The following is a 23,466-nucleotide window of genomic DNA, read 5'->3' on the forward strand; positions in this document are numbered from 1 at the left end:
TAGTATACGAGAGAAGGAGAAAAAAGTCAAGGACTTTTTTCTCCTTCTCCGGTCAAATGGTATGATCTGCCTGGTCCACCTTTTTCAGGGTTTCTTCCAGGTGTTCTTTCAGTTTGCCTTCCAGCTCCTTGAGATTTTTGCTGTCGAAATCCATGGAGGCGTGGAATACGGAGTTGATCTTCACTTCCCCGAAGAACTGGTCCCGCAGCCGGTTGTACATGATGATCAGCTGGTCCATCCGGTCGAAGTTGGAATAGTCGATCATGATGATGGACCCGTTGATGTGCTCGATGGCGTTGGCGGGTTTGATGTACAGTTCAAAGGGGCCGATCTTTTTCGGCAGATGGTTCCCGTAGTCCCAGGTCAGGATCCCGTGTTCCGCCACCTGCTCTCCCAGGTTCACGCTGGTGGGGTCTTCCATGCTGTGGAGGATCCCGGGCAGGTAGGCCTGGACGTTTTTGGCGAACACATCCTTGTCCTTGTAGATGAACCGGATGTCCCGGTAGGAATTCATCCCCATGGTGTGGACCACGATATAGTCGAAGGTCTCGGAAGTGTAGATGATATCCAGCTTGGCTCGGAGTTCCGGAGCTTCATACCGGCAGATGGTGAGCACCTGGCCGTCGATGGTGTCCACCAGTTTCTTGGTGAACTTCCCCACCTGGTCCGGCAGCCCTTTGATGAAATCCCACTGACGGGTCTCCTGCTGGATCTCTTCAATCGGTTTGTACCCCATGGCCGGTTACGCCTTCTTTTCAGCAGCTCTGGCGGCGTCCTGGGCCAGGAGTTTTTCCAGCCGGCCGCAGCTCATTTTCCCTTCGTGGCAGACCCGGTCGCTGTCGCAGGTGGGGCCGGCCTTCTCAAAGAGGATGGGAGCCACTTCCTTCACCTGCCGGAGCATTTCCCAGGCCAGGGCCCGGATCTCCCACTGGGCCCTGGCGCAGCACCGGAGCTGGAAGAAATGGAGCAGGCTCCGGGCGTTCATGGTGACCACGATCTTGGTTTCCGCCGCGTTGGGCAGGATGTACCGGGCATCTTCCGCCGGCACCCCTGCCTCCGTCCATTTGTTGTACAGGTCCTGGATCCGGCTGCACAGGTCCTCAAATTCCTTCTTGCATTCCGGCCGGGCTGCCAGGGTAGGCGGCAGGATGGTCTCGAAATCGTGTTCCTTCACATACCGCTGGCTCTGCTGGCTGTAGGAAGCGATCCGGTGGCGCACCAGCTGGTGGGTCAGCACCCGGGACACCCCTTCGATGGCAAAGGTGAAGCTTACATGCTCAAAGGTGGAGGTGTGCCCCATCTGGCCCAGCCGGCGCACCAGGCTGGCCACTTCCTGGTCGGTCATCTTGGTTTCCAGTTCCGCTGCCCCGATGGGAGAATAGCAGAGCCGGGCGCTCATGGCCACGGTCCGGTCCGGTTCGGGAGTATAGCGGAGCAGTTTTACATGCATCATTTCTTTTTCTGTTTCCTTTCGTCCTCCATGGCCCGGCGGATCAGCTCAAAGGACCGGTCCATCAGTTCCTGGAGCCGGTCCTTCCGGTCCGTCAGGTGCAGGTAGCCCATCAGGGCTTCGAAAGCCGTGCCCTGGCGGTATTCCCGGACACTGGCACTTTTGGGCACCGTGCTTTTGGTGTTCCGGCCCCGCCGGGCGATCTGGGCTTCCTCTTCCGTCAGGATCCCGGCTTCTTCCATGTCATCCATGGCTTTGGCCTGCATCACCGCGGATACCATCCGGCTGGCCAGGTCGTGGAGCACCTGCACATGGCTGCTCACGGGCAAAAGCCGCATCCGCACATACAGGGAAAACACCGCATCCCCGATATAGGCCAGTTCCACCGGGTGGATCAGCCGGGGTTCCGGCAGGGTCTGCGGGGTTCCGCAGGTATGCAGCACATGGTCCAGGAGCCGCTGATACTGTTCGTATCTCACTTTCTCTTCCACCGTACGCCCTGGGGCGTGTCTTCCAGGATGATCCCCTTGGCGGCCAGTTCGTCACGGATGGCATCGGCCTTGGCAAAATCCCGGGCTTTCCGGGCAGCCTGCCGTTCTTCGATCTTGGCGGCGATTTCCGCTTCCTCGTTGCTCACCGCGCCCCCTTCGCTGTTGGCGGCCGGTTCACTTTCCAGGATCCCGATGACCCCGGTCATTTCCTTCCAGGCCTTGTCCATCTGTTCCACCAGTTTGCCGTCAGGCTTCTTGGCGCCGCTGAGGATGGCGTTGTGGTACACGTTGATCTCCTTGGCCAGGGCGAACAGATAGCTGATGGCCAGAGAGGTGTTGAAATCGTCGCTCATGGCGTCGAAGAACCCCTGGCGCAGTTCCGCCACTTTGTCCCGGAGAGCCAGGCTTTCCGCGTCCGGCCCCACGGTGATCACCTGCTGGATCTCCCGCAGGTTGTTCTGGGCCGTGCGCAGCCGTTCCAGGCTCCGTCCCGCTTCCGCCAGCCGTTCCTGGCTGAAGTCCAGAGGACTCCGGTAGTGGGTGTTCAGGATGAAATACCGGATGGTTTCCGGTTCGTATTCTTTCAGCAGATCATACACGGTCTTGAAGTTGCCCAGGGATTTGGACATCTTTTCTTCATTGATGGTGATGAATCCGTTGTGGACCCAGTACCGGACGAAGGGATGGACCCCGGTGGCTCCTTCGCTCTGGGCAATTTCATTTTCGTGGTGAGGGAAGATCAGGTCGCTGCCGCCCCCATGGAAGTCCAGGGTGTTGCCCAGGTACTTGGTGCTCATGGTGGAGCATTCAATGTGCCAGCCCGGCCGGCCTTTGCCCCAGGGGCTGTCCCAGGAGGGTTCTCCCGGTTTGGCGGATTTCCACAGGGCGAAATCCATGGGGTTCTCTTTCCGTTCGTCCACGTCCACCCGGGCGCCGGCCATCATGTCTTCCAGCTTCCGGCCGGACAGTTCCCCGTAATGGGCGAACTTTTCCACCCGGTAGTACACGTCCCCGTCCACCACATAGCCGTAGCCATGGTCGATCAGCTGCTGGACCGTGTGGATGATGTCAGGGATGTGTTCGGAAACCCGGGGATAGATATGGGCCCGCTTCACATGGAGCTTGTCCATCACTTCGAAATAGGCTTTGATGTACCGGTTGGCGATCACGTCCCAGGTGACCCCTTCTTCATTGGCGGCCCGGATGATCTTGTCATCCACGTCGGTGAAGTTCTGGACATAGGTCACATCGTACCCTTCATGGTCCAAAAACCGGCGGATGGTGTCCCACACCACAAAGGGCCGGGCATTGCCGATATGGGGATGGTTGTAGGGAGTGACCCCGCACACATAGATCCCCACCTTCCCGGGATGGAGAGGCACGAACTCCTCTTTCTGCCGGGTCATGTCATTATATACACGGATGCTCATAGAAAGCTCCTTTCCTTACAGGTTCACGCCGGCTTTGGCCAGGCTGCCCCGGATCCGGGCGGCCGCACGGTCTTTGCCCAGGAGGGGAATCATTTCCGCCAGTTCCGGTCCGTGCTGGTTGCCGGTGAGAGCCACCCGCACAGGCATGAACACTTTCTTGCCCCCCAGCTTGGTTTCCTTCTGGACGGCTTTGAACAGGGCCTTGGTGCCGGCATGGTCCAGGTTTTCCGCAGCTGCCAGTTTGTCCAGGAACAGGCTCATCACCTGGGGCACTGTTTCTTCCTTCAGCACGGCTTCCGCTTCCGGAGTTTCGAAGTCGAATTCGTCAGTGAAGTACAGGGCCACTTTTTCCGGGATTTCCTTCCCGAATTCCGCCTGGTCCCGGGCGGTCAGGATGACTTTCTTCAGCCATTCCAGCTTGTCCCCGGTTTCTTCCCCGGTCATGTACCCGGCTTCCTTCATGAAGGGTACGGCAAAAGCCACATAGTCTTCGTCGGACAGCTGGCGCATGTAATGGGCGTTCAGCCAGTTCAGTTTCTTGATGTCGAATACCGCCGGGTTCTTGGCCACATGGTCCAGAGAGAACTGCTGGATCAGTTCTTCCCGGGAGAAGATTTCCTGGTCAGAATTGGGCGCCCAGCCCAGGAGAGCCAGGAAGTTCACAATGGCGTCAGGCAGGTAGCCCATCTGCCGGTACTGGTCCACGGAAGTGGCCCCGTGCCGTTTGCTCATCTTCTTGTGGTCCGGTCCCAGGATCAGGGAAATATGACCGAAGGTGGGTTTTTCGAATCCCAGGGCATCGTACAGCAGCAGCTGCCGGGGCGTGTTGGACAGATGTTCTTCCGCCCGGATCACACAGTTGACCCCCATCAGGGCGTCGTCGATGACCACGGCGTAGTTGTAGGTGGGGATCCCGTCGCTTTTCACGATGACAAAGTCCCCGATGCCGTTGGAATCGAAATGCACGTCCCCACGGACTTCATCGTGGACCACAATATCCTGGTCTTCCGGCACCCGGAACCGGATGGTGGGTTTCCGGCCTTCCGCTTCGTAGGCGGCCCGCTGCTCCGGAGTCAGGTTCCGGCATTTCCCCATGTACCGGGGCGTCTTCCCCTGGGCGGTCAGGGCTTCCCGTTCCGCTTCCAGTTCTTCCGGAGTGCAGTAGCAGTAATAGGCCTTGCCTTCTGCCAGCAGCTTGTCGGTGTATTTCTTGTAGATGTCCAGCCGTTCCATCTGCCGGTAGGGGCCGTTGGGGCCTCCCACATCCACCCCTTCATCCCAGTCGATGCCCAGCCATTTCAGGGCCGCTTTGATGTTGGCTTCCCATTCCGGTTTGGACCGGTCCTGGTCGGTGTCTTCGATCCGCAGCAGCATGACCCCGTTTTCCTTCCGGGCCAGCAGCCAGTTGAACAGCGCAGACCGGGCGCCTCCGATGTGGAACGGCCCGGTAGGGCTGGGTGCAAAACGTACTTTCAGTTTCTTTTCCATTGTATCTTCCTCCCAAAGGTTTTTTATCTTGTAAGACTGGCCACGGCTTCGGCAGCAATGCCTTCTCCACGGCCTGTAAAGCCCAGTTTTTCCGTGGTGGTGGCCTTTACGTTCACCGCGTCCCGGGGCAGCCCCAGGTCCGCGATGAGATTCTCCAGCATGGCCGGCTCATAGGGAGCCAGCTTGGGACGCTGGGCGATGATGGTCACATCCACGTTGTTCACCTGCCAGCCGGCTGCCCGGAGCTTCTCCAGCACCGCCGCCAGCAGTTTCCGGCTGTCCGCCCCCAGATAGGCGTCGTCCGTATCCGGGAACAGCCGGCCGATGTCTCCCAGGCCCGCCGCCCCCAGCAGGGCGTCCATCAGGGCATGGAGAGCCACATCCGCGTCAGAATGGCCGTCCAGTCCTTTATCCCAGGGCACAGTGACCCCGCAGAGGATCAGAGGCCGGCCTTCCACCAGCCGGTGCACGTCATACCCGGATCCGATCCGGAATTCCATAGGCTTTCCCTCCCTGCGTTCTGCCAGATCCTGAGCCCAGGCCAGGTCTTCCGGCGTAGTGATCTTCCGGTTGTCATAGTCCCCCATGATGAGGGCCACCTGACCGCCCAGGGCTTCCACCAGGCTGGCATCGTCGGTCACATCCAGCCGGCGTTCCCGGGCCAGGGCGAATCCTTCCCGGAGCAGCTCCGGCCGGAAGATCTGAGGAGTCTGGACCGCCCAGAGACGGCTCCGGTCCAGGGTGTGGTCCACAGAACCGGCGCAGTCATCCACTTTGATGGTATCCTTGCAGGGCACTGCAGCAATGGCCGCCCCGGTTTCCCGGGCTTTGTCCCACACCCGCTGGAACAGTTCCGGCCCGGCAAAGGGACGGGCCCCGTCGTGGACCGCCACCCAGGAGGCATCCTCAGGCAGAGCCGCCAGGGCATGGGCCACAGAATCCTGCCGCTCTTTCCCGCCGGTGACCACCTGCCAGGCAAGGCCGGGGAACTGCCGGTCCTGCCACTCCTGGAGCAGCTGCCGGGCTCCCGTTTCTTCCCCTTTGGCCACAGTGACCAGGGCCAGGGTCAGGCCGGGCACCTGGCTCAGCTGATGCAGGTTCCGGACCAGGATGGGGATTCCCCGGACAGAGGCATAATTTTTATTATACCCCAAACCCAGCCGTTTTCCCATACCTGCGGCGGCAATGATGCAAACCAATTCCTTTTCCATCCCATCATTCCTTATCTTATTTCAGTTTGGCAAAGATCATCCGTCCGGCAGAAGTCTGGAGCACGGAGGTGACCGTCACCGGCACGGTGAAGTTCACGCAGCGCTTGCCCCCTTCCACCACCACCATGGTACCGTCATCCAGGTAGCCGATGGCCTGGCCCGGTTCCTTGCCTTCCTTGGCCAGATAGATCTGGAGCTCTTCTCCCGGCAGTACGGACTGCTTCAGGGCATTGGCCAGGTCGTTGATGTTCAGCACCCGGACCCCCTGGATCTCCGCCACCTTGCTCAGGTTGAAGTCATTGGTGGCCACCATGCCGCCCCGCTCTTTGGCCAGACGGACCAGCTTGGTATCCACTTCTGTAATGTCGTCATAATCCTTGTCGGCGATTTCCACCACCGCGTTTTTGTCCCCCTGGATGGCCCGGACAATGTCCAGCCCTCTCCGGCCCCGGTTCCGTTTCAGGGTATCCCCGGAATCGGCGATCTTCTGGAGCTCTTCCAGGACGAATTTGGGGATCACGATGATCCCTTCCAGGAACCCCAGCCGGATCACATCCAGGATGCGGCCGTCGATCAGAACGCTGGTATCCAACAGTTTATAAGTGCGGGAAGCATTACGGGCACTGGCTTTCCGGGCATTGTCCTTGTTCCGGGCAAACCAGACTCGGTTAAAGAATAAAAGGATATCCTCACGTTTGTTCAACGCCACCTTGGCCCCGATGATGGCCCCCATGATGCTGAAGATCAGGGAGATGTACGGCCCCACAATGGGCAGACGGGAAAAGGCCGTCCCCAAAAGGGTGGCTACCACCAGTCCGGTGATCACCCCGATGGACAGGACAAAAATGTCCCCGGTGGGCAGATCCGCCAGATAGGATGCCAGGATCTCCGAATAATGGAGGGTGGAATGGATCAGGGGCGTGGCGGCAGCCTTGCCGATGTACCCAAAGATCAGGGCCCCGACCACCCCCAGAATCAGGTTCAGAGGCGTCACCCCCAGAAACCCCAGTTTCAGGTAATCCGAAGAAACGAATTCACTGAGAAGAGGCGTGGCGATTTCCATCAGGAAAACCCCCAGGGCAGCAAAGACCAGGATAACGACAAATTTGATGATTTTCTCAACCATAGTTTCACCTCCTTGCGCAACATTTCAAAGTTTATTGTACAATAATACGAAAATAAAGAAAAGAGATTGCAACAGAAATTGGAATAAAGTGTAAAAAAGGAGGTGTGAAAAATTATTTCACACCTCCCGTCAATGGTCAATTGTTAATGGTCAATGGCCTCATGATGAAATTTGCAGGCAAATTTCCAAGCCAGAAAATCACACAAACTGATCCAGCCATTTTTCACTTTTTTCTTCATCCACGCTTTCCACCAGCATGAACTCACTGAGGAGGATCTGCTTGGCGGTGGTCAGGAGCCTGCGTTCCCCGGCGGACAGCTTCTTTTCCGTTTCCTGTACTGCCAGGGTCCGGACCACGTCCGCCACTTCGAAGATGTCCCCGGTCTTCATTTTATCCACGTACATGTTGTACCGGCGGTTCCAGGTGATCCGCTTCATCTTGTTTTCCGGCCGGGCCTTCAGCACGTCTTCCACCTTGGGAAGGATGGCCTTGTTCACAATGGGACGGAGCCCGATTTTATCCACATTGACTTCCGGGATCAGCACCTTCATATCGCTGAGCAGCATCTTCAGCACAAAATAGTTGACCGGATGACCGTCAATCTGTTTCTGCTCCACATTCTTTATCACAGCCGCCCCATGCATGGGGTACAGCACTTTATCGCCCACTGCAAACATTCTGCTACCTCCTTACGTACAGAGTAGATACAATACCAACAACTGTATTTATTGTAGCACGGATGTTGCAAGAAGTCAAATTTCTAGATTATAACACTTATCTTATGGTGATGTCAACGGTTTTTTGTGAAAAAGCAGGTGCCGTTTTCACGGCACCTGCTGTCAATTGTCAATGGTCAATTGTCAATGGCCGAAGGAAGCCAGATGCGCCCCATCTGGCCATTAAGGAGGACGCAGCTGACGCTGCTAACCCACCACCCATGCTGCGCATGGATACCCCCGCCCTTGCAAAGGGCGGATAGCCGCCCGGAGCTTCGGCCGATTGCTTATGCACCAGCGCATCAGCCCGGCGTACAATCATATATCCGCCCTTTTCAAGGGCGGGGGACCAGCCGCCCGGCTGGTGGTGGGTTAGCAGCCGAAGGCTGCGTTTTCCTTCAAAAAATTTTGCCTGCAAAATTTCCCCTTCTGCCTCTCACATCCCGCTCTCCTCCCGGATCCGCTCCAACCGGTCATCGGTGGCCGGGTGATCAGAGAGCATCCTGCCAAAGAATCCCAGTTGGGGATTGTGGTACATGGTGTCCAGCTTGGCCAGGCCGCTGTACAGTTCCGGCCCCAGGCCCAGCTGACAGGCGTAGGCGTCGGCGGCATATTCATCCTGCCGGGAACAGTACCGGTTGAACAGGGTGAGAGGCCACCCCAGCAGCCAGTTCCCCAGCCGGAGGATGAAGTTCATCACGATGCAGAAGAACACCAGGATGAACCCCAGCACAGGGATGAACTGGAGCACCGTCAAAAGAGCCAGGAACAGGCTGTAAATCCGGAAACAGGCCCGGTTGGCCGTGGACATGCCCCAGAGCAGCAGCAGTTTCCAGGTGTGTCCCTTCTGCAGGTGGCCCATTTCGTGGGCCAGGATCCCGGACAGCTCCTCCACGGTGAAATACTGGAACATGGGCTCATTGACGATGATGTTGTTGTCACCCAGGGCACAGGCGTTGAAGGATTTTTCCGGATTCACGTACAGATGGAAGGTCTCCCCTTCCAGTCCGCCCCGGCGGATCACCGGCTCCAGAGCCTGTTCCAGCACCTGCCGGTAAGGGCCCTGGGCAGATTTCCACCCGCTGGTGAAAATCATCACCCGCTGAAAAAAGGGCAGCTGCATCAAAAGCCCCGGCACCAGAATCAGTACCGTCATCAGCCACTGCTGCCAGCCGGGGCTGGCATCCAGGGTCCGGAGGGTCTCCGGCGGCAGGAAGAAAGCCGCCAGAAGCAGGAAAAACGGGCTCCACAAAGACAGGAGCAGGTAGTTCACAAAGAAAGAAACGATCATCAAAAGGGCGCTCACCGTGCTCCCTCCTCTTCACATACAGAAGCGAGCCGCCCGGCATGCGGCCCCTACGGGTTCGTGGAAGCCGTCAGGCTCCTGACTGCGTTCATCGGCTCCGTAGGGGTTCCACGCCGGGAAACCCGCCTTAAACCGGTCCGTTATGCGTAAACGATTTTATTTATATTCCTCCGCCAGCTTCTTGAACAAGGGCAGGGACTTTTTGATGGTGTCATAGCTGATGCAGTAGCTGGCCCGGAAATACCCCGGGCAGCCGAAATCCGTACCCGGCACCAGGAGCAGGTCGTACTTTTTGGCCCGTTCGCAGAAGGCATAATCGTCCTCTTCCAGGCATTTGGGGAACAGGTAGAAGGCCCCCTGGGGCTTCAGCACGGTGAATCCGGCTTCCTTCAGGCCCTGATACAGCAGCTGTCCGTTCCGTTCATAGGGAGCGATATTGGACGGCTTCCCGGCGCACCGGGCCACCACCAGCTGCCACAGGGAAGGGGCGTTCACATGGCATTCCACCCGGGCTGCCCCGGCAATGGCTCCGAACATTTTGGCAAAATCCGCCACTTCACCGGGCACCACAATATAGCCGATCCGTTCCCCGGGCAGGGAGAAGGATTTGCTGTAGGAATAGCACACCAGGGTGTTCTTGTAGTACAGAGGGATGTAAGGCACCTGGATATCCCCGTAGACGATTTCCCGGTAGGGTTCGTCGGCGATGATGAAAATGGGATGGCCGTATTCCTTCTCCTTCTTTTCCAGCACTGCTGCCAGGTTCCTGATGGTCTCTTCCGAATACACCACACCGCTGGGGTTGTTGGGAGAGTTGACGATGACCCCTTTGGTGTGGGGCGTCACCAGTTTTTCAACGGCGGCGAAGTCGATTTGGAAGTCTTCCGTCCGGGCGGGTACCACTTTCAGGCTGGCCCCGGTGGATTCCACAAAGCACCGGTATTCCGGGAAGAACGGGGCAAAAGCGATGAATTCATCCCCTTCTTCCGCCAGGGCCTTGAAGCAGATGGTAATGGCCGCAGCAGCGCCCCCTACCATGAACAGGTTGGCCCCGGTGAAATGGGTGCCGAACCGGCGGTTGATGTCCTGGGCCAGGGTTTCCCGGACTTCCGGTTTCCCGGGGGCCACGGTGTAGCTGTGAATGGCCTGGGGCGGCAGTTCGTTCATGATGTCGATGACAGCTTCCTTGATGTAGTCAGGGGCCGGCACATTGGGGTTCCCCAGGCTGAAGTCGCAGATGTTCTCCGCTCCCACTTCTTTGGCCCGTTTCTGGCCGTATTCAAAAATGGTCCGAATGGTGGATTTTTTCGAACCCAGTTCATACATTTTCTCGTTTACCATAAGATCACCTGTGTTTCTCTGTAGAGTTGGTACTATTATAACATAAAAAAAGGGACCGTTGCGCAAGCAACAGTCCCTCTCCTCTTCTCAGCCCAACAAAGCCTTTACCATGGCATTCACCCGCTGGCCGGTTGCCTGGCCTTTGGTCCGTGCCATGACGGTGCCCATGACCTTGCCCATATCCTTCATGGATTTGGCTCCGGTCTTTTCAATGGCTTCCGCCACAATGGCCTTCAGTTCGTCATCGCTCAGCTGCTGGGGCAGATACTTCTTCAGCACTTCGATTTCCTGCTGATTTTTCTCCACCACATCAGGACGGTTGGCGTCCTTGACCTCTTTGATGGTATCTTCTCTCTGTTTGACTTCCTTCATGATGACAGCCAGTACAGCGTCATCCTTCAGTTCTGTCTTTTCGTCAATTTCCTTGTTCCGAATGGCAGCCCATACCATACGCAAAACGGCCAGCCGAAGCTTGCCGTTTTCCCGGTCTTTCATGGCCTGTTTCATATCGGTTTGCAGAATCTCTCGTAAAGACATCTTCCACGCCCCCAAATCAAATCAAGTCAATGAAGATTATCTGGATTTGCGTTTTCTAGCAGCTTCAGACTTCTTTTTCCGTCTTACGCTGGGTTTTTCATAGTGTTCGCGTTTTCTTACTTCGGACAGGACGCCCGCTTTCTGCGTAGCCCGTTTGAAACGGCGCAGAGCGCTGTCCAAAGATTCGGTTTTGCCAACTCTGATCTCAGTCATCTATATCCCTCCCTCCACGATCTCTTTCGGGAAGTGTAATTTAACATTAACACCTAGCCATTATACCGTAAAAATGCAGTCTCTGTCAACAGAAAATCTGCCTTTTCTCAGCAGGGAGGCCATCCCAGTTCCTTGCCGCCCAGAATGTGGAAATGGAGGTGTGGGACAGTCTGTCCCCCTTCCACGCCGGTGTTCACCACAATCCGGAAGCCTTTTTCGGCAATGCCCAGTTTCTTAACAATCTCAGGCAGTACCTTCTTCACATGGACCAGGATCTCAGGGGATGCGGTGAGGATATTCTCCGTATGTTCCTTGGGAATCACCAGCACATGGACCGGCGCCCCGGGATTCAGATCGTTGATTACGATCACCTGGTCATCTTCGTAAACCCGTTTGCTGGGGATCTCCCCGGAAACGATTTTGCAGAATACGCAGTCAGTCACAGTCTCACCCCCCTGTTCATGGAATATCTTATATTATATCACCCTTCAGCCCGTCCTCAAAGAGCTTTTCCAGACGAACGGGAGAAATTTTTCCCTTCATGTTTTCCGGGCTGTCCGCATACACCCGTACATACCCGGGAGTGAGCCCTTCCCACAGGCCGTTCTTTTTGTTCCGGCGCTCCCAGAGCACGGTGCTTTCCCGGCCGATCTGTTCCTGCCGGTAAGCCAGGTTCCCTTCCCGGTCCACTTCTTCCAGCCGGTGGACCCGGTCCTGTTTTTCCTGGTTGGAGATCTGGTCCGGCATCACCGCCGCCGGGGTCCCCTTCCGCTGGGAATAGGGGAAAATATGGATCTTGCTGAACCGGCACTGGCGGATAAAGTCCAGGGAGGCCTGGAAATCCTCTTCCGTTTCGCCGGGGAAGCCCACGATCACGTCGGTGGTAATGGCCACATTGGGCACCAGGCTCCGGATCTTCTCCAGCAGCTGGGCGAATTTGGCCGTGTCATAGGGCCGGTGCATCCGTTTCAGGGTGCTGTCGCAGCCTGCCTGGAGGGGCAGATGGAGATGGGCGCACAGCCGGGGCTCTTGGGCCATCAGTTCCAGCAGGGCGTCTTCCACTTCCACGCTTTCCAGGCTCCCCAGCCGCAGCCGGGGCACCTGGGGCTGTGCAGAAAGAGCCGCCTTCACCGCGTCGGACAGATGGGGTCCCCCGGGGATTTCCTTCCCGTAGCAGCCCAGATGGATGCCGATCAGGACGATTTCCTTGTACTGTTCCGCCGTCAGCTTGGCCACTTCTTCCCGGATGTTTTCCAGGGACCGGGAGCGGAGATGGCCCCGGGCGTAGGGGATGATGCAGTAGGCGCAGTACTGGTCGCATCCTTCCTGGATCTTCAGGAAGGCCCGGTTCCGGCTGGCATCCACTGCCGCATCCAGTTCTTCGAATTCCCGTCCCACCGGCAGATCGTGGACCGCGTTGATGGGCGCTTCTTCCGGGCTTTCTCCCAGCCGTTCCCGGACCAGTTCCACCACCTTGCTCCGATCCTGGTTCCCGATGATCAGGTCCACCCCGTCGATGTGGACCACTTCGTCAGGAGAAGTCTGGGGATAGCAGCCGGTGACCACAATCAGAGGCTTGGGATCCCGCCGGGCCGCCCGGTGGATGATCTTCCGGCTCTTGCTCTGGCCCATGTTGGTCACCACGCAGGTGTTGATGAGACAGATGTCCGCCGGCTCCTCGAAATCCACGATCTCATAGCCCGCATCCCGGAACAGTTTCTCCATGGATGCGGTATCCGACTGGTTCACCTTGCATCCCAGTGTATAAAAAGCGATTTTCTTCATGCTGTGTTTTCCTTATCCTCCCAAATTCCCTGTTTCGTACATAATGGCTGTAAGGGTGGCCAGAGCCGCCGTTTCCGTCCGCATGATCCGGGGCCCCAGGCTTACCGAATGCCAGCCCAGTTCCTGAGTCAGAGCGAATTCGTCCTTGGAGATGCCCCCTTCCGGACCGATCAGGAAGGCGATGGAGGCTGCTTCCTTATGGGCCGCCAGTACCTCCCGGATGCCCCGGGTGTCTTCCACTTCATAGGCCACGATCTTCAGTTCCGCCGGACATTGGGTCACAATGTCCCGGAACCTGGCCGGCAGGGCCACCTGGGGAATGATGTCCCGTTTGCTCTGCTTGGCCGCCGCTTCGGCGATTTTCTGCCACCGTTCCTGCTTTTTGTCCGCCTTGGCCGGGTCCACCTTCACCACCGAATGGTCCATGATGGCCGGGCGGATCTCCGTGACCCCCAGTTCAATGGCCTTCTGGATCACCCATTCCAGTTTGTCCTGTTTGGGCAGCCCCTGGATCAGGGTCACTTTCACCGAAGGTTCGTGGCTTTTTTCCAGGGTTTCCACCAGAGCCAGGTCCACCCGGTTTTCCCCGAAGCCGGTGATCTTCATCACCGCCGCCACCTGGTCCAGGCTTACGATCTGGAGCTGTTCCCCCAGCTTCATCCGCAGCACATGGGTGATGTGATGGGCGTCCTGGCCGTCGATGAACATGGTTTCCCCGAAATCCCGGGGTACAAAGAACCGGTACACGTCAGCCTTCCTTTCCCATGGTCACGGCACACCAGCCCGCCTTCCGTTTCACATCCAGGAAGGTGAAGCCGTTTTCCCTGGCCGCTTTTTCCACATCCGGCAGCCGTTCCTCGATGATGCCGCTGGCCAGGAACCGGCCGTTCTGCCGCAGCTTCACCGCCACTTCCGGCAGTACCAGGATGATGATGTCCGCAATGATGTTGGCAATGATCAGATCCGCCTGGCCCGGGGTGCCGTCCAGCAGGTTCCCCTGGTTCACGGTGATCCGGCTGCTGAGCCCGTTCTGGGCAATGTTCTCTTTGGCCACTTCCACGGCCTTTTCGTCGATGTCCACCGCGTGGATGGTCTTGGCTCCCAACAAAGCCGCCGCCATGGCCAGGATGCCGCTGCCGGTGCCCACATCGAAGACTTCACAGTCCGGAGTCACCAGGTCTTCCAGCCGCTGGATGCACATGCTGGTGGTGGCGTGGGTGCCGGTGCCGAAGGCCATTCCCGGATCCAGGGCGATGACCTTCTCGTCCCCCTGGGGTTCGTAGGTTTCCCAGGACGGTTTGATCACGATCTTCTTCCCCACTTTGGTGGTGTGGAAATACTGCTTCCAGGTGTTGGCCCAGTCCTTTTCGCTGATCTGCCGGAACAGAGTGGGCCCGAACCGGAACTTCCCGATCCGGCCTTCGATGGCCTGGAGTCCCTGTTCAATGGCGTCCAGTTTCTGCTGGAGCTGGTCGTTTTCCGGGTAGTAGGCGGAAACAGTGACCACTTCCGTATTTTCCTGATGGGGGATGTCGCACAGTTCCCAGGTGGCACTTTCCCGCAGCTGGTTCAGCAGCAGAGGGTCTTCGATTTCCACCCCGTTCCGGGCCCCCACCTCCCGGAGCAGATCCGCCACAGCCTCCACAGCCTCATGGGTAACTTTTATGCTAACTTGCAGCCAAGATTCCATATGTAACGCTCCTTTGTACAGATATCGTATTATTATACCATATTGTGAGGGGGAGAAAAAGTGGGTAAGTGGGTAAGTGATCACGGGCCCAGAGTATTGTTCATCATTCATCGTTATGGAAGGAACCCGCTGCAGCAGGTTTCTCTGAAGGGAAACGCAGCCCATGGGGCTGCTAACCCACCACCCATGCTGCGCATGGATACCCCCGCCCTTGCAAAGGGCGGATAAAAACGCGGGGCGCAAGACCCCTTGTTTTGAAACATAGAACCCGTACAGAAATTTTCTGTTCTGATGTAAAAAGCAATGGGCGTCAGCCCGAGCGTATATCCGCCCTTTGCAAGGGCGGGGGACCGTTGCGCTTGCGCAATGGTGGTGGGTTAGCAGCCTCCGGCTGCGTCTTCCTTCAAAAAAATTTGCCTGCAATTTTTTTCCTTCGGCCGCTGACAGGCACAAAAAAGGACTGCCGCAGCAGTCCTTTTTTGTGCCCATCAATTGAATCTCACATACACCGCCTTCAAGTCTTCCAGCCCCAGGCCCATTTTCTGGAACCCGGTGTGGAGGGCCGCTTCGGACAGTTCTTCGTTTTTCTTCGGATCCCCCGCTTCCAGCAGCTGGCGAGCCGCTGCATCCACAGCGTGGATGTTGAAGGAGACTCCGTTATACACCAGCCGGTAGGTCCCTTCCCCACCCGGCAGGATCAGGGTGGTGGTATATTCCCGGTGCTGGGTCTTTTCCTGATCCGGTTCCGGCAGACGCATGCCGCTGGGAGTGATTTCCACCTTCTCCGGCATGCTTTCCACGTCAAAAGTACCGTAGTTGGTCACCTTGCCGTCCAGCACTTTAAAGAAGGGGATGGACTTCTTTTCCCGGTACCAGGTCCGGCCGCCATTGTCATGGTCATCCGCCCCTCTGAATTCCCGGATGGAAGGTTCGTCCACCGTCCCCTTCCCTTCCGGAATGGGGGTGGGTCTGTCCGGCGTGATATTTTGTATATCCATAGTCTTTATTAAGTTTTTTATTTGGTTTATCATTCCAGAGAAGAGTCCATATATGAAAAAATGGCTGCTGCACGTGTCAATACACGTACAGCAGCCATTTTCATCTTTACTTGAACAGATCTTTGATTTTGTTCAGGAAACTTTTTTCTTCCGGATTGATGGTGCTTCCGCTGGCATCGCCGAACTTCCGCAGGGCCTCTTTCTGGGCCTCGCTGAGCCCGGTGGGGATCACCACTTTGATCCGGACCATCTGGTCGCCCTTCTGACCCGACCGCAGGGATACGATCCCTTTCCCTTTGAGACGCAGGATCTTGTTGGGCTGGGTCCCTTCCGGGATCTTCACCTTCACCTGGCCGTACAGGGTGGGCACCTCGATCTCCGCCCCCAGGGTAGCCTGGACGATGTTGATGGGCACTTCGCAGGTTACGGTGGTGCCGTCCCGTTCAAAGAACTTGTGGGGTTTCACGTACAGGTATACGTACAGGTCCCCGGGACGTCCGCCCCGGAGCCCGGCTTCCCCTTCGCCGGCCACCCGCAGACGGGACCCATTGTCCACGCCGGCAGGGATCTTCACCGTCAGCATCCGTTTCTTTTTCACCCGGCCTGTGCCATGGCAGTCCTTGCAGGGATTGGTGACAATCTTCCCGGTACCATGACATTTGGGACAGGTCCGGACGTTGACCACCTGGCCAAAGAGAGAATTCTGGGTAACCCGGATCTCCCCTGTACCATGGCAGTCCGGACAGGTTTCCGGCGTGCTGCCGGGAGCCGCCCCGGAACCGTGACAGGTTTCACATTCCTCTTCCCGGTTCAGGCGGATTTTCTTCTCCGTGCCAAAAGCGGCCTCTTCAAAGGTGATCTGCAGGTCCATCCGCAGGTCGGACCCCTGCCGGGGACCATTGTCGGCCCGCCGGCTGGAACCGCCCCGTCCGGCACCTCCAAAGAACATGTTGAAGATGTCGTCCATGCCTTCTCCGCCGCCGAAACCCCCAAAGCCCTGGAACCCGCCGCCGAAGGGGTTGCCGGCACCAGCGCCGGGTCCTCCTCCGTTCTGGAAAGCAGCATGGCCGTACTGGTCATAGGCCGCTCTCTTCTGGGGGTCGCTGAGGACACTGTAGGCTTCGTTGGCCTCTTTGAATTTGTCCGCTGCTTCCGGATTGTCTTTGTTCAGGTCGGGGTGATACTTCCGGGCCAGTTTGTGGTAGGCCTTTTTCAGCTCATCGGCTGTGGCGTTTTTGGAAACGCCCAGCACTTCATAGTAGTCTCTCTTCTCTGCCATCCGTATCTCCCTCTAGGAAAGCTTATTTCTTGTCGTCGTCAACGACTTCCGCATCCACTACATCGTCGTCGGCTTTCTTGCTTTCGGTCCCTCCGTTGGCGCCTGCACCGGCGTTGGTGTTGGCATTGGCACCGGCAGCACCCTGGGCAGCGCCCTGGTTCTGCTTGTACAGTTCAGCGCTCAGTTCATACAGAGGTTTCTGCAGGGCTTCGGTATCGGCTTTGATCTTGTCGGTATCGTCGCCTTTCATGGTTTCTTTCAGGGTGGCGATGGCGTCCTGGACCTTCTTGATCAGGTCGTCATGGCCTTTGCCGTTCATGTCCTTCACGGTCTTTTCAGCCTGGTAGATCAGGGTATCTGCCTGGTTCTTGGCTTCTACGGCTTCCTTCCGCTTCTTGTCGGCGGCTTCGTTGGCCTGGGCTTCCTTCACCATCTTGTCCACTTCTTCCTTGCTCAGGCTGCCGGAAGAAGTAATGGTGATCTTCTGTTCCTTGCCGGTACCCAGATCCTTGGCGCTTACGTTTACGATACCGTTGGCATCGATATCGAAGGCCACTTCGATCTGAGGCACTCCCCGGGGAGCTGCCGGAATGCCGGACAGTTCAAAACGGCCCAGGGTTTTGTTGTCCGCAGCCATTTCCCGTTCGCCCTGGAGTACGTGGATATCCACAGAGGGCTGGTTGTCGGTAGCCGTGGAGAAGATCTGTTTCTTGGAAGTAGGAATGGTGGTGTTCCGGTCAATGATCTTGGTCATCACACCGCCCATGGTTTCGATACCCAGGGACAGAGGCGTTACATCCAGCAGCAGGACATCTTTCACATCCCCAGCCAGCACGCCGGCCTGGATGGCGGCACCCATGGCCACACATTCATCCGGGTTCACCCCGTGAGCCGGTTCCTGGCCCATGGTCCGTTTAATGGCTTCCTGCACCGCAGGGATACGGGAAGAACCGCCTACCAGCAGGACCTTGTTGATGTCTTTCGGGGTCATGTTGGCATCGCTGAGGGCCTTGTTAACGCACACGATGGTCCGGTCAACCAGGTCGCTGGTCATTTCATCGAATTTGGCCCGGGTCAGATCCAGGTCCATATGCACAGGGCCGTTGGGGCCTGCGGAAATGAACGGCAGGTTGATGTTGGTGGTCAGCATGTTGGACAGTTCGATCTTGGCTTTTTCAGCAGCTTCACGGATCCGCTGCATGGCCATCTTGTCCCCGGTCAGGTCGATGCCGTTCTGTTTCTTGAATTCATCGCACATCCAGTCCATGATCCGTTTATCGAAGTCATCGCCGCCCAGATGGGTATCCCCGTTGGTGGATTTCACTTCGAACACCCCGTCGCCCAGTTCCAGGATGGACACATCGAAGGTGCCGCCGCCCAGGTCGTAAACCAGGATGGTGTGGTCGTCGGATTTATCGATGCCGTAAGCCAGAGCTGCAGCCGTGGGTTCGTTGATGATCCGTTTTACATCCAGCCCGGCGATCCGGCCTGCATCCTTGGTGGCCTGACGCTGGCTGTCGTTGAAGTAAGCCGGTACGGTGATGACGGCTTCGGTGACTTTTTCACCCAGATACCGTTCTGCATCGCCCTTCATCTTTTCCAGGATCATGGCGGAAATCTGTTCCGGCGTATAATCCTTGCCGTCAATGGTCACCGTGTATTTGGTGCCCATGTGCCGTTTGATGGAGCTGATGGTCCGTTCCGGGTTGGATACAGCCTGGCGTTTGGCCAGCTGGCCTACCAGTCTTTCCCCGTTTTTCGTAAAGCCAACCACGGAAGGAGTCAGCCGGCCGCCTTCCTGGGTGGTAATAACCGTAGGTTCGCCGCCTTCCATCACAGCGACTACGGAGTTGGTGGTCCCTAAGTCAATACCAATAATCTTAGACATAATGAATTCCTCCTGTACACTCTGGAATTATCAATCGTTCAAAACGTTGTTTTCAATCGTTGCGGACAACCCGTACCTTGGAATGGCGGATGACGTCGTCACCGATCTTGTAGCCCTTTTCCAGGACCAGATCGATGCTTTCATCCGGCAGATCCGGGTTGCTGCCCTGCATCACGGCTTCATGGATCTGAGGATCGAAAGGCTTGCCTTCCGCCGGGATCTCTTCGATGTGCAGGGTCTGGAGCGCCTTTTCAAACTGCTTGTGGATCATTTCCATGCCTTTTTGGATGGCCGCTCCGTCTTTGCTGGTTTCCAGACTGGCTTCCGCCCGTTCGAAATTGTCCAGCACCTTCAAAAATTCCCGGGCCACCTGTCCGGTTACATACCGGCCCAGACGTTCCCGTTCTTCGTTGTTCCGTTTCCGGAAGTTGTCAAAATCTGCCTGGAGCCGCAGGAGCCGGTTCTGCAGGTCAGCGATCTGCTGTTCCTGCTGGGCGATTTTTTCGTCCCTGGGATCGGGTTCTGCTGCTTTTTCGTCTTTGGTGTCAGCCTGGGCTGCTTCCGCTGCCTTGGTCTGTTCTGCGGTTTCTTCCGCCGCAGTCTGGGCCTGGGCCGCTTCCGCACCCTCTGCCTTCACGGTTTCCGGGTTCTTCTGCTGGTCCTTTTCCATTGGTCCTCCCCTACTTTTCATCCATTTTATTCATGACCACCCGCAGGTAGTTGTGAAGGTAATCCATGACGGAAATCACCTTCCGGTATTCCATACGGGTCGGTCCCAGGACCGCCAGGGTCCCCACCACCTGTCCGTTGAGACGGTAGGTGGCCTGAATCATGCTGCAGTCCTGGATGCCGGAAAATTTGTTCTCGCTGCCGATGGTCACCTTGAGACCGGAGTCCTTGTCGGCCATCAGCATGTCTTTCAGCATCTGCTCTTCCTCCAGCACGCTCAGCAGCTCCCGGATCCGTTCCGGATCCTTGAATTCCGGCTGGCTGAGCAGCTGTTTGGTGCCGCCCAGGTACATCTTGTTCTCCGACTGGCCGCTCCGCATCTGTCTGACCACCTGGATCAGAGAAGCATACAGGGCTTTGTCCCCAGCCAGGGCATCCCGGACGTCTTTCAGGATCTGGTCTGTGATATCGTTCAGCTTCATCCCATGGAGCTTGTTGGTGACTCTCTGGGCCAGGGTGTCCATTTCCAGGCGGCTCATGCCCGCCGGGATCTGGATCACACTGTTGTCCATCCGCCCGTCGTTGGCCACGATGCACAGGATGGCCTGGTGCTCGTTCAGGGGCAGGAAGCGGAGATAGGAAAATACGCTTTCGCTGTCCTTGTTGGCCAGCACCACGGACACGTTCTTGCTCATCCGTGACAGGATCTTGGCGGTGGACTGGAAGATATCGTCGATGCTGTGGACCCGTTCCCGGAACCAGCTGTTGATCAGCGCCACATCGTTGGGCGCCAGGGCATCGGGTTTGGCAATGGAATCCACATAGTACCGATAGGCAGCCGCTGACGGGACACGGCCCGCCGAAGTATGGGGCTGCTCCAGATAACCCAGCAGTTCCAGGTCGGACATTTCGTTCCGGATGGTTGCCGGGCTGATCCCCAGATTGTACTTCCTGGCGATGCTGCGAGATCCTACAGGCTCCGCCGTTTCGATATAGTCTTCAATGATCAGTTGAAGAATTTTTTTCTTGCGGTCACTCAGCACTGTAATCATCTCTCTTCTGGATTGTTAGCACTCTAATAATTGGAGTGCTAACATCTAAGTGTAAAGATACACCTCTTTAGTCAAATTGTCAATACTTTCCCTAAAAATATTTGCCTTTTTACAAAAATTCTTCAAAGGCCAGATTTCCGTACCGCATCCCCTGTTCCGTAAGGCGGATTCGGTCCCCTTCCCGGGTGATCCAGCCCCGGTTCTGGCAATGGGCGAACCCTTCTTTATATATATGGAAGAAATCTTCTCCCGTCCGCAGCCGGAATTCTTCCAGGGACAGTCCCTTGGCGGTGCGCAGGTTCATGAACACCAGCTCTTCCCGCCGTTCCGTGGGAGTCAGTTCTTCCTGTTCCGGGGCTTCTCCCCGGAGATAGGCCATCAGATTCCGGGGATTGGTCTCCCGTTTCTTTCCGTCGAACCCGCAGGCAGCAGGGCCGAAGGCCAGATAGGGATCGTAGTGCCAGTACACCTGGTTGTGCCGGGATTCCTGACCGGGCCGGGCAAAATTGGAGATTTCGTACCTTTGGTACCCGGCTTTGGGCAGTTCTTCCATGAGCAGGTCGTACATGGCGCCGGTTTCCTCTTCCGAAGGCAGGGCCAGCTGCCCTTCCCGGATCTGTTTGGCCAGAAGGGTCCCCTCTTCCACCGTAAGACCGTAGACGGACACATGGTCCACCCCGGTTTGCAGCAGCCGTTCCAGGGAATCCCGGACAGATTCCACTGTCTGGCCAGGGTAGCCGTAGATCAAATCGCCGCTGATCCGCCGGAACCCGGCCTGCCGGGCCAGGGCAATGGCTTCTTCCGCCTGCTCCGCCGTATGGATCCGGCCCATGGACGCCAGTTCAGACTGCTGGAAGGACTGGATTCCCAGGCTCAGCCGGTCGAACCCCAAAAACCGGTAAAACCGGAGCCGTTCCAGGTCCACCGTCCCCGGATTGGCCTCCAGGGTGGCTTCCGCCGGCTGCTGCCAGAAGCCCCGTTCCTTCAGGGCGGAAACAATGGCAGCCAGATCATCCAGAGGCAGCACACTGGGGGTGCCCCCGCCGAAATACACCGTAGCCCTGGGCGAAACCGGCAAAGCCGGCGTACAGGCGGAGATTTCCTCTACCAGACGCCGGGCGCAGTCGTTCATGATATGGTCGTTGTAAATCTGATACGAAGCAAAATCACAGTAGGCACATTTATGGACGCAAAAAGGGATGTGCACATAAACCGCCTGGTACGATTCCCAGGGATGGGACATGGTGTTCTCCTTTGACCGTCTTATTTCCCCTTCTTCACATCTTCCAGCAAGGCCATCTTCATGGCGTAGTACCGGGGGCTCATGTCCAGGAAATGCATGTGGGGATTGCTGAAACGCTGTTCTTCGGGCCAGATTTCGTGGTCCAGCTGCTTCCGCACGTACCGGCGGATTTCTTCCAGGGACGGGGACGGGTGGAGGCACTTGCCTTTTTCCAGCACCAGTTCCTGGAGTTCCCGGAAGGTACAGTCTTTGAAGCTCATCTTCTTCCAGGGCCGCTGGGTATCCACAAAGGAGAATTCGGCTCTTTCCCGGGGATCTTCGTCATGGAGGGTCAGGAGATCCGCAATGGCATGGCCGGTTTTGTCATACACTCTCCAGGCCCGTTTCCGGCCCGGGTTGGTGATCTTTTCAAAGGTTTCGGAGATCTTGATCTTGGGGATGATGGCTTTGTCCTTGTGTACAGCCACCAGCTTGTACACGGCCCCGAAGACCGGGTCGCTCTTGGCGGTGATCAGCCGTTCCCCCACCCCGAAGGAATCCACGCAGCCGCCCTGTTCCAGGATGGAGCTGATGGTGTATTCATCCAGGGAGTTGCTCATGACGATGATGGCATCGGTGAGCCCGGCATCGTCCAGCATCTTCCGGGCCTTTTTGGACAGGTAGGCCAGGTCCCCGGAGTCGATCCGGATCCCTTTCAGCCGTTTGCCCATGGGTTCCAGTACTTCCTTGGCCACCCGGATGGCGTTGGGCACCCCGGAATCCAGTACATCGTAGGTATCCACCAGCAGGATGGCGTTGTCCGGGTAGATTTCCGCGAACCGCTTGAAAGCGGTGTATTCGTCGTCATAGTACATGACCCAGCTGTGGGCCATGGTGCCGCTTACCGGGATGTTGAACATCTGGCCGGCCAGGACGGTGGCCGTGCTGTCAGCTCCGCCGATATAGGCGGCCCGGGCCCCGTATACGGCGGCGTCCATGTTGTGGGCCCGGCGGGCGCCAAAGTCGGACACTCCCCGGCCCTGGGCGGCTTTCACGATCCGCTGGGCCTTGGTGGCGATCAGGGACTGGTGGTTGATCTCGCACAGGATAGCGGTTTCCACCAGCTGGGCATCCACCAGAGGAGCGTACACCGTCAGCAGGGGTTCATCAGGATAAATCACACTGCCTTCGGGCATGGCATATACATTTCCCCGGAACTGGTAGGTTTCCAGCCACTGGAGAAAGGGTTCGCTGAATACATGGAGGCTTCGGAGATAGGAAATGTCTTCGGTGGAAAAATGCATGTTCTCCAGGTAATCCAGCACCTGTTCCAGACCGGCAAAAATGGCGAAACCGCCTCCGTCCGGATTGTTCCGATAAAATACATCAAAGGACACATAGTCGTCCTTGTCCCGTTTCTTGTCTTCAAAATACCCGTTGGCCATGGTCATTTCATAGAGGTCAAACATCATGGACAGATTTCTTGCATCAAATTGTTTCATGGGTCTCCGCCTTTCCAGGTACAGTATTTGTTACCCATTGTACCACAGTTTGGCCGTTTTCGGAAAATTAA

Annotated in this window: 23 protein-coding genes; all 23 read right to left on the reverse strand. The window is 57.1% G+C overall.

The window, feature by feature from the left end:
• Positions 1–52: 52 nt before the first annotated feature.
• On the reverse strand, positions 53–736 hold the full coding sequence (locus FX155_RS04605; protein ID WP_022487011.1) for a hypothetical protein: 684 nt from the start codon (positions 734–736) through the stop codon (positions 53–55).
• Positions 737–742: 6 nt separating this feature from the next.
• Positions 743–1,450, reverse strand: coding sequence for an FAD-dependent thymidylate synthase (thyX, locus tag FX155_RS04610; RefSeq protein ID WP_195839612.1), 708 nt, complete (start codon positions 1,448–1,450; stop codon positions 743–745).
• Positions 1,450–1,929, reverse strand: coding sequence for a Mini-ribonuclease 3 (locus FX155_RS04615; RefSeq protein WP_288174371.1), 480 nt, complete (start codon positions 1,927–1,929; stop codon positions 1,450–1,452). Before FX155_RS04615 ends, thyX begins: the two co-directional genes overlap by 1 nt.
• Positions 1,926–3,371 carry a cysteine--tRNA ligase gene (gene cysS, locus FX155_RS04620; RefSeq protein WP_022487008.1) on the reverse strand — a complete coding sequence of 482 codons (1,446 nt, stop codon included), beginning with the start codon at positions 3,369–3,371 and terminating at the stop codon, positions 1,926–1,928. Before cysS ends, FX155_RS04615 begins: the two co-directional genes overlap by 4 nt.
• A gap of 15 nt (positions 3,372–3,386) precedes the next feature.
• Complete coding sequence (gltX, locus tag FX155_RS04625; protein ID WP_022487007.1) at positions 3,387–4,859, reverse strand: glutamate--tRNA ligase; 1,473 nt, start codon at positions 4,857–4,859, stop codon at positions 3,387–3,389.
• A 23-nt stretch (positions 4,860–4,882) separates the two neighbouring features.
• The gene (gene ispD, locus FX155_RS11685; protein WP_022487006.1) at positions 4,883–6,070 is read right to left on the reverse strand and encodes a 2-C-methyl-D-erythritol 4-phosphate cytidylyltransferase; all 1,188 of its coding nucleotides are present in this window, start codon (positions 6,068–6,070) and stop codon (positions 4,883–4,885) included.
• A 16-nt stretch (positions 6,071–6,086) separates the two neighbouring features.
• Positions 6,087–7,196 (reverse strand): PIN/TRAM domain-containing protein, encoded by a 1,110-nt coding sequence (locus tag FX155_RS04635; protein WP_154487896.1) that lies wholly within the window; start codon positions 7,194–7,196, stop codon positions 6,087–6,089.
• A gap of 198 nt (positions 7,197–7,394) precedes the next feature.
• Entirely contained in the window at positions 7,395–7,874 is a 480-nt protein-coding gene (locus tag FX155_RS04640) for a CarD family transcriptional regulator (protein ID WP_154487897.1), read from the reverse strand.
• A gap of 475 nt (positions 7,875–8,349) precedes the next feature.
• Complete coding sequence (locus tag FX155_RS04645; protein ID WP_022487442.1) at positions 8,350–9,219, reverse strand: M48 family metalloprotease; 870 nt, start codon at positions 9,217–9,219, stop codon at positions 8,350–8,352.
• Positions 9,220–9,375: 156 nt separating this feature from the next.
• Positions 9,376–10,560, reverse strand: coding sequence for a pyridoxal phosphate-dependent aminotransferase (locus FX155_RS04650; protein ID WP_154487898.1), 1,185 nt, complete (start codon positions 10,558–10,560; stop codon positions 9,376–9,378).
• 87 nt (positions 10,561–10,647) lie between these two features.
• Positions 10,648–11,097, reverse strand: coding sequence for a GatB/YqeY domain-containing protein (locus FX155_RS04655; protein WP_022487444.1), 450 nt, complete (start codon positions 11,095–11,097; stop codon positions 10,648–10,650).
• Between the two features lie 36 nt (positions 11,098–11,133).
• Positions 11,134–11,310: a 30S ribosomal protein S21 gene (rpsU, locus tag FX155_RS04660; protein WP_012938095.1), complete on the reverse strand. Its 177-nt coding sequence runs from the start codon at positions 11,308–11,310 to the stop codon at positions 11,134–11,136.
• A 107-nt stretch (positions 11,311–11,417) separates the two neighbouring features.
• Positions 11,418–11,753, reverse strand: a complete 336-nt coding sequence (locus FX155_RS04665) for a histidine triad nucleotide-binding protein (RefSeq protein ID WP_022487445.1) — start codon at positions 11,751–11,753, stop codon at positions 11,418–11,420.
• Between the two features lie 28 nt (positions 11,754–11,781).
• Complete coding sequence (gene mtaB, locus FX155_RS04670) at positions 11,782–13,095, reverse strand: tRNA (N(6)-L-threonylcarbamoyladenosine(37)-C(2))-methylthiotransferase MtaB (protein ID WP_154487899.1); 1,314 nt, start codon at positions 13,093–13,095, stop codon at positions 11,782–11,784.
• Between the two features lie 12 nt (positions 13,096–13,107).
• Positions 13,108–13,842, reverse strand: coding sequence for a 16S rRNA (uracil(1498)-N(3))-methyltransferase (locus FX155_RS04675; RefSeq protein WP_326831109.1), 735 nt, complete (start codon positions 13,840–13,842; stop codon positions 13,108–13,110).
• A 1-nt stretch (position 13,843) separates the two neighbouring features.
• Positions 13,844–14,785 (reverse strand): 50S ribosomal protein L11 methyltransferase, encoded by a 942-nt coding sequence (prmA, locus tag FX155_RS04680; protein WP_154487900.1) that lies wholly within the window; start codon positions 14,783–14,785, stop codon positions 13,844–13,846.
• A 488-nt stretch (positions 14,786–15,273) separates the two neighbouring features.
• Positions 15,274–15,783, reverse strand: coding sequence for a hypothetical protein (locus FX155_RS04685; RefSeq protein ID WP_154487901.1), 510 nt, complete (start codon positions 15,781–15,783; stop codon positions 15,274–15,276).
• A 106-nt stretch (positions 15,784–15,889) separates the two neighbouring features.
• The gene (gene dnaJ / locus FX155_RS04690; RefSeq protein WP_154487902.1) at positions 15,890–17,062 is read right to left on the reverse strand and encodes a molecular chaperone DnaJ; all 1,173 of its coding nucleotides are present in this window, start codon (positions 17,060–17,062) and stop codon (positions 15,890–15,892) included.
• A 22-nt stretch (positions 17,063–17,084) separates the two neighbouring features.
• Positions 17,085–18,950, reverse strand: coding sequence for a molecular chaperone DnaK (dnaK, locus tag FX155_RS04695; protein WP_154487903.1), 1,866 nt, complete (start codon positions 18,948–18,950; stop codon positions 17,085–17,087).
• 52 nt (positions 18,951–19,002) lie between these two features.
• Entirely contained in the window at positions 19,003–19,620 is a 618-nt protein-coding gene (grpE, locus tag FX155_RS04700; RefSeq protein ID WP_154487904.1) for a nucleotide exchange factor GrpE, read from the reverse strand.
• A 10-nt stretch (positions 19,621–19,630) separates the two neighbouring features.
• Positions 19,631–20,671, reverse strand: coding sequence for a heat-inducible transcriptional repressor HrcA (gene hrcA, locus FX155_RS04705; RefSeq protein WP_012938084.1), 1,041 nt, complete (start codon positions 20,669–20,671; stop codon positions 19,631–19,633).
• Positions 20,672–20,780: 109 nt separating this feature from the next.
• A complete protein-coding gene (gene hemW, locus FX155_RS04710) occupies positions 20,781–21,914 on the reverse strand; it encodes a radical SAM family heme chaperone HemW (protein WP_154487905.1) in 1,134 nt (377 codons plus the stop codon).
• 20 nt (positions 21,915–21,934) lie between these two features.
• On the reverse strand, positions 21,935–23,395 hold the full coding sequence (locus FX155_RS04715) for a nicotinate phosphoribosyltransferase (RefSeq protein WP_154487906.1): 1,461 nt from the start codon (positions 23,393–23,395) through the stop codon (positions 21,935–21,937).
• Between the last annotated feature and the right edge of the window lie 71 nt (positions 23,396–23,466).

The organism is Acidaminococcus fermentans (genome assembly GCF_009696675.1).
GTDB lineage: Bacteria > Bacillota > Negativicutes > Acidaminococcales > Acidaminococcaceae > Acidaminococcus.